This is a genomic window from Clostridium massiliamazoniense, assembly GCF_001403635.1.
Classification (GTDB): domain Bacteria; phylum Bacillota; class Clostridia; order Clostridiales; family Clostridiaceae; genus Sarcina; species Sarcina massiliamazoniense.
Genome location: NZ_LN879468.1, coordinates 377,799 through 392,390, shown reverse-complemented (window position 1 = coordinate 392,390; position 14,592 = coordinate 377,799). Strand labels below are relative to the sequence as shown.

General features: G+C 27.8%; 13 protein-coding genes. 5 read left to right on the top strand and 8 right to left on the bottom strand.

Features of this window, described 5'->3' with window-relative positions; all coding sequences use genetic code 11:
- Positions 1–84 precede the first annotated feature (84 nt).
- The 3 genes from ARA19_RS08775 to ARA19_RS08765 are packed head-to-tail and all read left to right on the top strand — an operon-like array spanning position 85 to position 2,319.
- Positions 85–1,239: an ROK family transcriptional regulator gene (locus tag ARA19_RS08775; RefSeq protein ID WP_055070597.1), complete on the top strand. Its 1,155-nt coding sequence runs from the start codon at positions 85–87 to the stop codon at positions 1,237–1,239.
- Positions 1,240–1,258: 19 nt separating this feature from the next.
- Complete coding sequence (locus ARA19_RS08770) at positions 1,259–1,804, top strand: chromate transporter (protein ID WP_055072091.1); 546 nt, start codon at positions 1,259–1,261, stop codon at positions 1,802–1,804.
- Complete coding sequence (locus ARA19_RS08765) at positions 1,804–2,319, top strand: chromate transporter (protein WP_242862418.1); 516 nt, start codon at positions 1,804–1,806, stop codon at positions 2,317–2,319. Before ARA19_RS08770 ends, ARA19_RS08765 begins: the two co-directional genes overlap by 1 nt.
- 319 nt (positions 2,320–2,638) lie before the next feature.
- Here the strand turns inward: ARA19_RS08765 and ARA19_RS08760 are convergent, their stop codons facing one another.
- The gene (locus ARA19_RS08760) at positions 2,639–4,063 is read right to left on the bottom strand and encodes an ApeA N-terminal domain 1-containing protein (protein ID WP_055070595.1); all 1,425 of its coding nucleotides are present in this window, start codon (positions 4,061–4,063) and stop codon (positions 2,639–2,641) included.
- Between the two features lie 314 nt (positions 4,064–4,377).
- Here ARA19_RS08760 and ARA19_RS17150 point away from each other — a divergent pair, with 314 nt between their 5' ends.
- Positions 4,378–5,244, top strand: a complete 867-nt coding sequence (locus ARA19_RS17150; RefSeq protein WP_084764410.1) for a hypothetical protein — start codon at positions 4,378–4,380, stop codon at positions 5,242–5,244.
- 185 nt (positions 5,245–5,429) lie between these two features.
- Here ARA19_RS17150 and ARA19_RS08750 read toward each other — a convergent pair whose 3' ends face one another.
- The 5 genes from ARA19_RS08750 to ARA19_RS08730 all read right to left on the bottom strand — a co-directional run bounded on the left by ARA19_RS08750 (position 5,430) and on the right by ARA19_RS08730 (position 10,898).
- Entirely contained in the window at positions 5,430–6,368 is a 939-nt protein-coding gene (locus ARA19_RS08750; RefSeq protein ID WP_055070594.1) for an ATP-binding cassette domain-containing protein, read from the bottom strand.
- The gene (locus tag ARA19_RS08745; RefSeq protein WP_055070593.1) at positions 6,361–7,386 is read right to left on the bottom strand and encodes an ABC transporter ATP-binding protein; all 1,026 of its coding nucleotides are present in this window, start codon (positions 7,384–7,386) and stop codon (positions 6,361–6,363) included. Before ARA19_RS08745 ends, ARA19_RS08750 begins: the two co-directional genes overlap by 8 nt.
- A 67-nt stretch (positions 7,387–7,453) precedes the next feature.
- The gene (locus ARA19_RS08740; RefSeq protein ID WP_055070592.1) at positions 7,454–9,016 is read right to left on the bottom strand and encodes an ABC transporter substrate-binding protein; all 1,563 of its coding nucleotides are present in this window, start codon (positions 9,014–9,016) and stop codon (positions 7,454–7,456) included.
- Between the two features lie 15 nt (positions 9,017–9,031).
- Complete coding sequence (locus tag ARA19_RS08735; protein WP_055070591.1) at positions 9,032–9,943, bottom strand: ABC transporter permease; 912 nt, start codon at positions 9,941–9,943, stop codon at positions 9,032–9,034.
- Complete coding sequence (locus ARA19_RS08730; protein ID WP_242862442.1) at positions 9,927–10,898, bottom strand: ABC transporter permease; 972 nt, start codon at positions 10,896–10,898, stop codon at positions 9,927–9,929. Before ARA19_RS08730 ends, ARA19_RS08735 begins: the two co-directional genes overlap by 17 nt.
- 365 nt (positions 10,899–11,263) lie before the next feature.
- Here ARA19_RS08730 and rbr point away from each other — a divergent pair, with 365 nt between their 5' ends.
- Positions 11,264–11,800 carry a rubrerythrin gene (gene rbr, locus ARA19_RS08725; protein WP_055070589.1) on the top strand — a complete coding sequence of 179 codons (537 nt, stop codon included), beginning with the start codon at positions 11,264–11,266 and terminating at the stop codon, positions 11,798–11,800.
- Between the two features lie 379 nt (positions 11,801–12,179).
- Here the strand turns inward: rbr and ARA19_RS08720 are convergent, their stop codons facing one another.
- The gene (locus tag ARA19_RS08720) at positions 12,180–13,385 is read right to left on the bottom strand and encodes a BaiN/RdsA family NAD(P)/FAD-dependent oxidoreductase (protein ID WP_055070588.1); all 1,206 of its coding nucleotides are present in this window, start codon (positions 13,383–13,385) and stop codon (positions 12,180–12,182) included.
- Positions 13,386–13,674: 289 nt separating this feature from the next.
- Positions 13,675–14,544 (bottom strand): hypothetical protein, encoded by an 870-nt coding sequence (locus tag ARA19_RS08715; RefSeq protein WP_055070587.1) that lies wholly within the window; start codon positions 14,542–14,544, stop codon positions 13,675–13,677.
- Between the last annotated feature and the right edge of the window lie 48 nt (positions 14,545–14,592).

Sequence of the window (14,592 nt, the reverse complement as noted above, 5' to 3'; positions counted from 1 at the left end):
TTAATATTAAATTAATTGACTTAACAAATAATTAATATTATAATCAACTTAAATCCATTTCGGACTAAAGTATAGGAGGTACTTATGAATGAATTTAAAGAATTAAGTTCTATAGAAAAAAACATATATAAATCACTGTTAACTTCTAAAAAACTAAAGAAAGATCTCATGTTAGAAATGAATCTTCCTAAAACCACTGTAAATAGAGCACTTCAAAACTTAATTGCTAAAAATTTAATCGAAGAAATAGGTTTTGAAAGCTCTACTGGAGGAAGACGACCTATTGTTTATGGACCTTCTCCTAATAAATTCTTTGTTATTGGTATAGATATCTCTAGAAGTTACTCTGAAATTATTATAGTTGATAGCTCCTTAAATATTAAATTTAAAAATAGATTTGAAATGACTATAGACTTAGATCCTAAAAGTACAATTACCAAAATAAGCAAAATAATTTCTGATACTATATATAATTTGTCTATAGATAAAAATAAAATTATAGGTATTTCTTTGGGAGTTGTAGAACCTATAGATTTAAAATCAGGAACCTTTGGTTCTCTTTCTAACTTTTTAAATAACCAATGGTCTGAATTAAATGTAAAAGCTTTATTTGAAGAATACTTTTCTCTTCCTATTTTTATAGATAGAGGTACAAATATGGCTGCATTAGGTGAGTTCTTCATAAATCAAGATGCAAATTTGAAAAAAATAATATATCTTAACTTAGGATTAGGTATAAGATATGGACTAGTTAATAATGGAGAAATCATGGATTCTCATCATAAAATTTACGATGCTCTAGGACATATGACCATAAATCTAAATGGAGATAAATGTATTTGTGGTAAAAATGGTTGTCTTGAATTATATGGAACTATTTCAGCAATAGAATCTAACTATAACCTAGATGATAACTCTAGTAAAATTAATATTGATTCTATTATAGAAAATGCTCTTTTAGGAGATAAAAAAGCTCTAAAATCTATTGATGATGCCTTATATGCCTTATCTATTGGAATAAATAATTTTTCTAATATCCTTAATCCAGATAAAGTAATTATAAATGGTCCTTTAATTCAAAAAAATCCTTATATATTTGAAAAGCTAATAGAAAATATAAAATCATTTAATAATAATGATTCTTCTATAGAATCTATTTATTCTAAAACCTCTTACTTTAAAGAAAGTATTATTTCTATGGGGGCTGCAATAACCCTTATTTTAAAACATATTGATTAAAAAGGATGTGACTAAACTAATGAAAAAAATTTTTAATGTTTTCTTCAGTTTTTTTAGAGTTGCTCTTGTTACTCATGGCGGTGGATATGCTATGGTTGGAGTAATTGAAGATGATTTAGTAAGTAAACAAAAATTAATAAGTGAAGATGAATTCATAGAAACTATAAGTTTATGCCAAAGTTTCCCAGGACCTCTAGCTGTAACATCTTCTTTATTTGTAGGTTATAAAATTGCTAAGCTCCCTGGTGCTATAGCTGCACTTATAGGAGCCTTATTACCTCCTTTCGTATTTATTTTTATTTTATCTACATGCTTTATGAACTTTCAAGAAAATACTTATGTTAAATACATTTTAAAAGGTATAGATGCAACAGTACCTATGTTGATGCTTTTAGCTGTAGTTAACTTTGGTAAAAAAATGAAGAAAAGTACTCATAATATAATTATTTCATTAATAGCCTTAATTGCTTTAGGGGTTTTCAAAATTAATCCTGCTTTTATTGTAATTGCATCCGCTATATACGGAATAATTGTCTACAGGTTCATATTTAAGGAGGAAAAATAATGTTACTAAAATTATATATAGCTTTTTTAAAGGTTGGAACACTAGCTTTTGGTGGTGGCTATGCAATGCTTCCATTTATAAAAAAAATACTAGTTGATGACCATCATTGGTTAACAAATGCTCAATTTACATCATATATAGGTCTTGTTCAAATTTCTCCTGGAGCTGTATCCGTTAACTTAACGGCTTTTGTTGGTTTTAAAATGGCTGGCTTAATTGGTGGCATAGTAGCAATACTAGGTTTAATAACCACCCCTTTTATCTTAGTAACCATAGCCTATTTTGCATTTTCCAAATTCAAGGATTCTAAAACTTGGAAAGCTGCAATGAAAGGTATGAAACCTGCACTTATTGCACTAATTATATTTGCTTTTATATCTGTAACTAGTACAGCTTATAGTAGCTATTCTCAAATTTTAATAACTATAGTAGCTGCGATTTTAATATTCTCAAGAAAAGTAAATCTTATATTCATAATAGCTATAGTATCTATATTAGGAATACTATTAAAATAAAGTAAAGGAGGATGTATCACATTACAGATACATCCTCTCTGCCTTTTATCTAGCTATATAGGTTCACCATTTGTGACCACTCACCTACGTAAAGAAGCTCTAATATTTTTTCTACAACAGTTTCTAAAATTTCCAAACTCACTTTGTTCAAACAATGGAAATTTTTTTACGAAACTATTGTTCAAAAATAAAGAGCTTCTAATACTAGTTCAATGGTCACAGCATTTTGTACCTATATAGCTATCTCGGCAGATAAAGAAATATATTTATAAAAGCAATATAAATTAAGGTGCTGATTTGATGCAACTCCCACTTTTTATTAATCTTTTAATATATCTAATTCATCATCAATTTCTTCTTGAAGCATTTCTAAGGCTTCATTAGCTTTTTCATCAGAATAATCATAGCTGTATAATTCACTTGCTAATTCAATCCTTTTTAATATTTTCATATCAATATGTTCTCCAAAGAAACCTATTTCTTTTAAAAGATAAAATTCTAAAATAGATTTTAATATATGAATTGCTTCTTTTAATCTTCCCTTTACAAGAATTCTATCCTTTTGTTCTAAAGAATAATGTGTGTGATAGTTTCTTGTATCAACTACAGCTCTTAAGAAATTCTGTATTTGCTCTTCATCTCTTAAATATGTATCTATTCCAAACTCTTCTATGATTAAATCACTTAGTCTATTTTTTAAAAATATAGATTTTTTTCTTCTTTGATTAATAGTTTTAAATTCTTTATAATGTCTTTCCTTTTCTTCATTATCTTTAAATAAATATTCTATTTTTTCTACAAATAAAGGTCCATCATTATAACAAAATCTCATATGATAAGCTTCCAATGCTTGTACTATATTTAAAAATCTTCTTTTTGTAGACATATAACTATAATGTAAAGTACTCAAATATAACTCTATAATAGGCTCTAATAAATCATATTTTAAAAACCAATTATCTAATAGATTTATTTCTCCCTCTATTAAATCCTCTAATTTAAAAAGTGTTTCTCCTTCATAAAGTTCTTCATATCCCTCTTCAAATTCACTATCTGTAAAAATTTCAATAAACTTATCATTGTCTTTTTCAGCATAAGCTTTTACTTTTAATATATCAACCTTTTTCTCACTTCCTAATCTCACTAAATTTAACACCTTGGTTAATATATCCATTATTTCATCCATGGATTTAGGATTTTCAGTTACTATGTTTATCCATACTGACTGCTCTAATCTTATATCCTCTGATTCTACACTTACATCCTTAGCACTAAATTTAGGTAAAAATATAATTTTTGTTTCCTCATCTAGGTTGTACTCAATTGGACTTTTAAGTCTATATTCTAAACAATAATCATTTTCTTTTACACTTGGATTATAAAATCCACTTAGTCCTGACCATTTTATTATATTTGATACTTTAAATGACATCTTATAAAAGACTATATCTTCCACTTTCTCAAATATTAAATCATTGATTGCATATTTAGCTTCTATTAAAATTGCCTCTCTTTCAGTATTCTCAAATCTTATATTTAAGACACTACAATCAACTAAGGTTATTTTTCTTCCATTAGTTAATATACCATTTATTAACTCTATATTATCTTTAATTATATACTTATTTATATTATATATTTTTAAAGATATTAAGCCTTCTCGATTATTTATATGGACATCCCCACTTAAATTTTCTTTTATTCCAGGAATATTCCATGTCCCTCCAAAACGAATTGATTCCATGTCATCTTCTCCTACTGTCATAAATTATATAAATAACTTTAATTTACATACCTAATTATAATATAACATTTTTTTAATAAATAAAAAACTATGTTTACATTTTTTATTTCCAAAACTTACACTTTATCTAGTAATTAGTATCTATAATATTCCAATATTCCATAAACTAAATATAAACGTAGACTTAATTCAGGTTGAGTTTTGACTCCATCTGAATGCATTATACTTTCCTATAAAATAATCAATTAGCATTATTCACTTTTTTTTAATATTTATAATATTATATTGTAGTAATAATATTACAGGAGATATTTATGGATATAGTTTATCCTTCTAGTTTTTTGAATTTTATAGGTGAAGAAAATTCTAAGAATGATAATGAAACTACTAATAATAATTTGTCACTTGATCACCGAGACTTAGATGATTTTACATCTGAATTTGATTACAAAAACATAGGTTATTTTACACCTGAAATGTATAGTGAGTATATGGGTGAATATATTAATAATTATCCTTCTTCACTACCAAGAACTCCAAGACCTCCAATTTCAGGAGCACCTCCAAGACCTCCAAGACCACCAAGACCTCCAATTTCAGGAGCACCTCCAAGACCACCAAGACCTCCAGTTGGATGGATGCCTCCAATTGGTTGGATACCTCCAGTTGGTTGGATACCTCCAGTTGGTTGGGTTCCTCCAATTGGTTGGATACCTCCAGTTGGATGTAATCCTCAATTTGGCTGTGTTCCTCCAAGGCCTCCAGTTGGATGGATACCTCCAAGACCTCCATTTGGATGGGGATTTCCAAGGTCACAAGCTTCAACAATGTCATCTCTGCCTATTAATTGGATAGATAATTATTATATAGACCCTAATAGTAAAGAGCCTCTAGAAGCTCCACCATCTTATATACCATCTAGACCAAGTGAAAATAGTCAAACTTTAGATGAATCGATAACCACAGCCTATGCTGATCCTATAGTAAAAGATGTTAATCAAAATGCTTTAAAATTCTGCTTATACAAATACACTTATATTTGGCAAAAAGATAATCGTTCCTATTGGGCTTTTATCACTAAGATAGGTGAAAATTCTATTTCTGGATATAGATGGACTAATGATAGATGGAGTAACTTTGGAATAGATTTACGGACTATTGATGCTTTTGAGTGTTATTAATTAAAATACTAATTTATAGATAAAAAATCACCTAATAAAAGTCTTAGTTATTAGGTGATTTTTTATCTATAATCCTTACTATATATTTTTATATCTGCAATACTCCAACATTCTATAAACTAAAAGTAAATAAACACAGATTCCTAAAAAATAATCTCTACTAAAAGTTAGATAATACTTGAACTCTATTTGAAATTTAGTAGCAATTTATATTTTTTATATTCAGAATTAGAGCAATAAACAAAATGTCCATTACTCACTTCTCTCATAGAAGGCTTTTCATCCTTATAGTTATAAATCTTATAATCATATATTGTAAATTTTTTATTTTTACACCTTGGATTAGGCTTTGGAATAGACTCTATAAGAGATTTTGTATATGGATGAATAGGATTTTTATAAAGTTCTTTTGCTTCTGCTATTTCAACTAATTTTCCATTATACATAACCCCTATTCTATCACTTATATAACCTACCATTGTTAAATCATGAGCTATAAATAAACAAGTAAGCCTTTCTTCCTTTTTTAATTTCTTAAACAAATTAACTATTTGTGCTTGCATTGACACATCTAAAGAAGCTATTGGTTCATCAGCTATAATAAATTTAGGATTTATACTTAAAGCTCTAGCTATTCCAACTCTTTGTCTTTGGCCCCCAGAAAAATCATAGGGGTATCTATTAAAACATTCTTTTTCTAAGCCAACAGTTTCCATTAATTCATATACTTTTTTTTCTATTTCTTCTTTACTTTTAAATACTTTTTGAATTTTTAAAGGCTCACCTATTATTTCCCCTATAGTCATTCTAGAATTCAATGATGATGTAGAATCTTGAAATATAAACTGTATTTCTTTACTAATATTTTTTCTCTCTAATCTATATATTTTTCTATTAGCTATATTCTTTCCATTAAATAAAACCGCTCCAGAAGTAACCTTATTTATTCCTATTATAGATCTTCCCGTAGTAGATTTCCCTGATCCAGATTCTCCAACTAAACCAAAAATTTCCCCCTTGTATATATTAAAAGAAATATCATCCACAGCTTTGATAGTTAGATTTTTATTTATCTTAAAATATTGCTTTAGATTTTTTACTTCTAAAATTACTTCTCTATCCATGATTCACCTTTTTATCTTTTTCTAAATTTAAAATCATTTTAGTTTTATATGCTTTAGGATGCAAAAGCCAAGTAGCAGAACTATGACTTTCACTAATATCAAACATTGGTGGTTCCTCTAAATAATCTATTACTAAAGCTCTCTTATTTCTTTCTGCAAAAGCATCTCCCTTAGGTGGATTAATTAAACTCGGAGGAATTCCCTCTATACTAGGCAAATATTCATTTTTATTATCTAAATTAGGGAGTGAATTTATAAGTGCTTCTGTATAAGGATGTTCATAGTCAAAAAAGATTTCCTCTACTTTTCCTATTTCTACGAGTTTTCCTGCATAAATTACAGCAACCCTATGTGCTATATTTGCTACTACTCCTAAATCATGTGTTACAAAAATTATTGATAAGTTTAAAGTCTTTTGGAGTTTTTTAAGAAGCTCTAATATTTGAGCTTGAACAGTAACATCTAAAGCTGTTGTTGGTTCATCAGCTATTAAAAGTTCTGGTTTACAAGCCAAGGCTATGGCTATAACTATTCTTTGTCTCATTCCTCCTGAAAATTGCTGAGGATACTGATTAAATCTATTTTTTGCATTATCTATACCCACCATTTCCATAAGTTCTATAGTCCTTTTTTTAGCACTTTTCTTATCCAATCTTTCATGTAATAAAATAGTCTCCATAATTTGTTTCCCAACTGAAAAGGTAGGATTTAAGACAGTCATAGGGTCTTGAAATACCATTGCTATTTTTTTACCTCTTATTTTTTCAAATTCTCTTTGAGAAAACTTAGAAAGATCTTCTTTATTGAAAAGTATACTTCCTTCTTTAATATATCCATTTTTAGGTAAAATACCTATAAGACTTTTACACAAAATAGATTTGCCACATCCTGATTCACCTACTATAGCTAATGTTTCTCCCTTATTTACAGTAAAAGATATATTTCTAATTGCTTTCACTTCTCCATTTGATACCTTTAAATTAACAACTAAATTTTTCACATTTAATAAAATACTCACTTAATTCATCCCCTATAAAATTACTCATTACCTAATCTAAAAAGCATGTTAGTTTATTAAAATTAAATTATTTACTCCACTCTTCTATATTCCAAAATATTCCTACTCCATGATGTCCTAAAATAGTTTCTTTAGTTAATCCCTTAATATCTGATTTTCCAACATAAATTGCATCAATATATGAAATAAAAGTATAAGGCATAGCTTTAACCATTTCTTCTTGGAACTCTTTATACAATTTAATTCTTTCTTCATTATTATCAGTTTCTCTAGCTTTTTGAAGAATTTCATCTATTTTTGAATTTGAATAAGCATTATAATTTGCTCCTTTTTCCGTACCAAACACCTTATAGGTATGGTCATCTGGATCAAATGGACTTCCCCAACCAATTAAATAACTATCTTGATTAGCCCAATCTATTTTCGTATTGACAACAACCTTTGCCTCTACACCTATAGCTTTTAATTGCTGTGCACATATATTAGCCATATCTATTCTTACTTGGTCCCCTTCACCACAAACTATTTCAAAGGATAACTTTTTACCATCCTTCTCATAAACACCTTTATCATCCTTTTTCCAACCTAATTTCTCTAACTCTTCCTTAGCTTTTTCTGGATTATATTCAAACTTCTCTATAGATTGATTATTATATGGTCCCATTTGTAATGGAGAATAGGCTTTTTCACCATGTCCTAATAAAACACTATCTACTATAGCCTGTCTATTAATAGCATAACCTAAAGCATTAGGTAATTCCTTATTTTCTTTAAATAAAGGTGTATTAAAATTATACATTATGCCTCTATAATCAGCAGTTTTCATTATATTAATTGTATAATCTTCATTACCTTTAAAAACATCCATATCCTTTGGAGTAACTTGAGCTAAATCTAATTCACCTGACTTTAATTGCATTACCTTTGCCTTTGAATCTTCCACTATTTTAAATACTACTTTATCTAAAGCTGGTTCTTTCTTAAAGTATTCCTTATTTTTAACTAAAGTTATACTTTGTCCTCTATCCCATTTCTCAAATTTAAAAGGACCTGTTCCTATTGGATTTTGATTAAATGAATCTGTAGTTATATCTTTGCCTTCTAATAGGTGCTTTGGAAGTATTCCTACTGTTAAATAATCTAACATAGCAACGTTAGGTGCTTTTAATACTATTTGAACAGTATAATTATCATTAACCTTTACTTCAACTATATCTTCATAGTTTGATGCAATTTCTGATTGGTTTTTTTCATCTTGAATAGCCTCTATTGTAAATTTTACATCTTCTGCTGTGAATTCTTTTCCATCATGCCATTTTACATCTTTTCTTAATTTAAATGTATAGGTATTACTCTTATTATCAAATTCCCAATTTTCAGCAAGGGCTGGTATAACTTTATTATCTTTATCATGAGCTGTAAGTCCAGTAAATATTAATGAATTTATCTCTCCATGCTCTTTTATAGCTGGATTTATTTGCTCATAATCACCACTACCATAAACTAAAACTTTTTCTGTACTATTACTCGTAGTTTTATCTTCCTCGCTTTTTCCACTAGTTGTACCACATCCAACCATTAAACTTAACCCCACTATTAAAGACAAAATCTTTACTCCTTTAAATTTCATAAAACCCCTCCAATATCATAAATTATTTGATTTTTTATTACTACTTTTTCTTAAGTAATTTCCAATATTAGCTATAGACACTAAAGTTACAACTAAAAAAATACCTGGTATTAATATTATCCACCAATAATTAGATAAAAGTGCTTGTTCTGATAGAGATAACATACTTCCCCAAGATATTATTTCTACGGGTAAACCTATTCCTAAAAAACTTAAAGTTGCTTCTGTTCCTATGGCCACTCCAATATTGGTTACCACCATAAACATTATTGCTGCTATAAAATTAGGTAATAAGTGTTGTTTAAGTATATAAAAAAATTTTCCTCCCATAATCCTTGCTGCAATTATATATTCATAGTTTCTTATTTGTCTTACTTCACTTCTAACTATTTTAGCTATATTCATCCAGCTAGTTAATCCAATTACTATAGATATAGAAATTGGATTAGCATTTCCAAGTATAGCTTGAAGGAAAATTATAATTAGAATAGAAGGTATACTAAGAATTATCTCTGTGACCCTCATCATAATATCATCAATTAATTCTGAAGAACTTCCACTAATAGTTCCATATACTACTGCAATAGCAGTTGAAATAATTGTTGCTAAGAATCCTATGAACAAAGAAATTCTGCCTCCATACCAAATCATAGAAAATACATCCCTTCCCATAGAATCAGTTCCAAGAAGGAATTCTTTACATGGAGCAATATTAGTATTTGCTAAATCCATATACTTAGGATTTTTAGTCATTATTAATTCAGCAAATATACATCCCCCTATTACAAGTACTAAAAATAAAATTGATATTATAGGTTTTCCTCTTATATAATCAATTAAACCTTTTTTCTTTTCTATAATTACTTCCTTTTGAAAATAATCCTTCTTAGCTATTTCAAAGTCTGATGCTTTAAACCTCAATTTCATCCCTCCTATAGTGCTTCATTCTAGGGTCTATTTTAACCTTTATTATTTCTGCTACTAAGTTAGCTATAACTACTACAACTCCTGTTATTAGACAAAGAATTAATAGCATATTATAATCATGATATTTTGCACTTTCGAAAGAAAGTGAACCAAGTCCTGGATAAGAAAATACCTGTTCTACAACATAAGTTCCCCCTAAAATATGAGGTACTGAAATAGCCATTATACTAATAAATGAAGGCATTATATTCCTTAAACAATGTTTATAAACAATAACCTTACTTTTCACTCCTTTTGTTTTACATAATAATACATAATCTTCTTTAATTTCTTCTAATAATTTGTTTCTTACCATGTATGTGTAATACCAAAGATGAGATAAAATAAGTACTATCAAGGGTAAAACTAAATGCTCTATCCTATCTACCAAATCCCATTCTTTTCCTATTGAATAAGCTCCGCTTGTTGGTAGTAAACTCAAATTAATACTAAAAATTAATATAAGGACTAACGCTACCCAAAATGAAGGAATACAATTTGTTATATTTCCTATAGTACAAATAACTCTATCTATAAATTTATCCTCATGAAGTGCAGAAAATATTCCAAGTATTAATGCTAAGGAAAATGTTAATATATATGCTAATCCCCCCAATATGATAGTATTAACATAAACTTCTGATATAACTAGCTTTACATCTTGTTTGTACTTAAAGGACATTCCGAAGTCCCCCTTTACAGCACCCTTAAGCCACTTAATATATTGAGTTCCTATAGGCTTATCTAGCCCCAATCTTTCCATAGCCTTTTCTCTTTCAGTCTCATTCATCCTTTCTACTCTCTCGCCACAGAAAGAAACTAATGGATCTCCTGGTGCTAATCTAGACATATAAAATACAGCGAAAGTTAATAAAAAAATAGTTATTATAAATTGAAAAAATTTTTTAAAAAATATATTTATAATATCCCTCCTATATGGACAATCTCTCTAATAGATAATATTATATCTATTGAAAAAATATTACTAATTGAAATATTATTCTCAATTACTTCGGTAACTATATTATACATTTAAGAACTTATTTACAAATATTTCCTTTGGACAGATTAAACTCTATTTCAACACAATTATTACTTTTAAGAATATTTGATTTTTTAATGGGTAAAAATAATTTTATCTGATAGCTAGAGGCTGTAATATTCCTATCTTCCATAAATAGCCTCACGCTTCTAGATAATACCCACTAAGCATTCAAATAGAAACTCTATGTGAATTTTAGTGGAGGTTATCTAATAAATTCATTTCAAGGAGGAAAGATTATGAATCTAAAGGGAAGTAAAACAGAAGAAAATTTAAAATCAGCTTTTGCTGGTGAATCTCAAGCTAGAAATAAATATACTTACTATGCTTGTAAAGCCAAAGATGAGGGCTATAATGTAATTGCAGATATTTTTGAAGAAACTGCAAAAAATGAAATGTCTCATGCAAAAATATATTTTGAACTACTTCATGATGGTATGCCAGAAACCTTAGATAACTTAAAAGATGCTGCTGGTGGAGAAAACTATGAACATACAGATATGTATAAAACCTTTGCTAAAGAAGCTAGAGATGAAGGTTTTGATGATATAGCTTTTATCTTTGAAGAAGTTGGGAAAATAGAAGCTGATCACGAAAAAAGATATAATGAATTATATAAACAATTAGAAGAAAAAACTTTCTTCAAAAAATCTGAAAAAACTACTTGGAGATGCCAATACTGTGGATATATTTACGAAGGAGAAGAAGCCCCTTCTATTTGTCCTGTTTGTAAAAAGCCACAAGGATACTTTGAAGTAGTTTGTGAAAATTACTAAATTCCAAAATAAAATAGAGGTTTATTAAGTTAACCTCCAATTTTATAAATATATTTGTAACTATATAACTACAGGAGGATGTATCAAATTACAGATACATCCTCTCTGCCTTTTATCTAGCTATATAGATTCATCATTTGTGACCACTCACTTACGTAAAGAAGCTCTAATATTTTTTCTACAACAGTTTCTAAAATAAAGAGCTTCTAGTACTAGTTCAATGATCACAGCATTTTGTACCTATAATAGCTATCTCGGCAGATAAAAAAATACATTTATCTCATAGCTAGAGGCTATAATACTCCTCTCTTCTATAAGTAGGAGATAAACAGCCTCATGCTTCTAGATAACTACAACTAAGCATTCAAATATGTTAAATTTAATAATCTGATCCTGCTAAATATCCTGTTGAAAATGCTATTTGTAAATTATAACCACCAGTTTCTGCATCAACATCCATAACTTCACCTGCAAAGTAAAGCCCTTTTATTAACTTAGATTCCATATTAGAAGCATTTATTTCTTTTACTTTTACTCCTCCTGATGTTACTTGCGCTGCCTTTATAGTTAATGTTTCTCTAGCTGTTAATTTCATATTTTTTATGTATTCTATTATTTTATTTTCATCATCTTTTCTTAAATCACTTGCTTTTATCTCTAAAAGTCCTAACATGTTTAATATTTCTTTTAAGAAATTTTGTGGTAATATACCTTTTAAATTATTTAAGACAGTTTTGTTTGAATTTTCTCTTACAATTTTAGATATTTCTTCTCTTGTTTTTTCACTTAGAAAATCTATAAATATTTCCACTTCTCCTTCTAAAAGTGCCTTATTTACATAAGATGACAACTTTAAAACAGCTGGTCCTGATATTCCAAAATGAGTAAATAACATATCTCCTTGTTTTTCAACTTTTTTCTTTTTAATTTTAGCTTTAACAATAGCTTCTTTCATAGCTACTCCTTGAAGATTTTTTACAAACTCTTCTTTTATTACTAAGGGAATTAGAGCTGCTTTTGGTGCAACTATAGTATGACCATATCTCTCCAATATCCCGTACATTGTTCCATCAGAACCTGTATTAGGAAAGCTTTTTCCTCCAGTTGTAATAATTACTTTATCAGCAAACAATTTTTCACCATTTGATAAAATAACTCCCTTAATAATATTATCTTCAACTATTAAATCCTCTACCATTGCATTAAATATTAATTTCACATTATTTTTTCTCAAGTCATTGTAAAATAAATTTATAACTTCATCTGCTTTATCACTTTTAGTAAATACCTTTTGATCATATTCTACTTTATATTCTAAATTATGATTAGAAAAGTATTCTAATAGGCTTGTATTAGGAAAGGTGTAAAACGCACTATACAGAAATTTATTATTTGTAACTACCTTTTCAAAGAATTCTTCTATATCTCTATTATTGGTTATATTACATCTTCCCCCACCTGTTAATCTAAGTTTTTTTCCAATTTCATTATTTCTCTCTATTAAAGTTACATCATTATTTTTAGATGCAGTTAAAGATGCCATTATTCCTGCTGGCCCACCACCAACTACTATAACTTTTGCCATAAAAATTATCTCCTCGTCACTACTTATTCTTAATTCTAAAAACTATTGTACTATAATTTTAAAGAAACTAAAACTCTCTCCAATTTAATCTCAACTTATACAATTAATGATTATCACACATATAAAAATATAGAGGATATATCTCTAATTTTGATATATCCCCTATTAAAGCTTATTTAACCTTCCTAACATCTGTGTAATACTCTAACTTTCTATAAAAAGTTAGATATAAACAGATACAATTCCCTAAGTTACTTTCACTAAAACCCTCTTTTAATTAGGTCTTTGCTTATAATTCTGTTAAACTATATCCAAATAATAAGTCACTACTACTTTCTGTACTCGTATCATAACAAGGACTATTATTAAAATTTATAAGTCCTTTATTTTTTTTATAAGTTCTTTCTTCTTTATAAGTGTTTTTATAAAATCCCTCAATATTATTTATACTTGTAATAAGAGTATATTTGTCATCACTTACATTTTTCATTATAGTCTTAGCTGTATATTCTTTGTTTTTATAGACTACCTTTTGTTCCCAACTTTTACCTTCTTTAATTTCTCCCCACATAACAATATAATTTTTTATTATAGAGTTTAATACATCTTTATTTTGTGTGAGATAATCTGAATTTTTCACTCTTTCATAAACCATGGGAGTTTTACCTTCATCTAATTTAAAGTTGTAAGTTAAAGTGAATTTCCTTGGACCTCTTTCATCCTCACCATAACCATCTGTCATTTTTCCATCATATAAAATTAAATTATTTTTTTCATCTATTTTATTAAAATCTAATTTATGACCATATTCACAATAGCCATTATATATAACTTCCTTATTTTTATTTACAAAAAAGCCCTTTTTCTTTTCAAAATATTCTTTTAATATTTTATTATCAACTATAATATTTTCTTCTTTATTATTTTTCTCTATAGTATTTTCATTGTTTTCATCTTTCTGTGTATTAGTTTCTTCATTTTTACTTTCATCAAGTTTAATTTCTTCCTCTTTACTATCTGTAATTTTATCAGATGCATCATAACTTATGAGGTCCTTATTTACAGTATCTATTACTTCTTTATTATCTTCCTTAAGACATCCTGTAAATAAGGATGAAATTAAAGTCACTATTAAAATACTAATCACTTTTTTAACCATGAATACTCCTTAAATTAAATATATTTTACTTTAATTTATATCCATAAT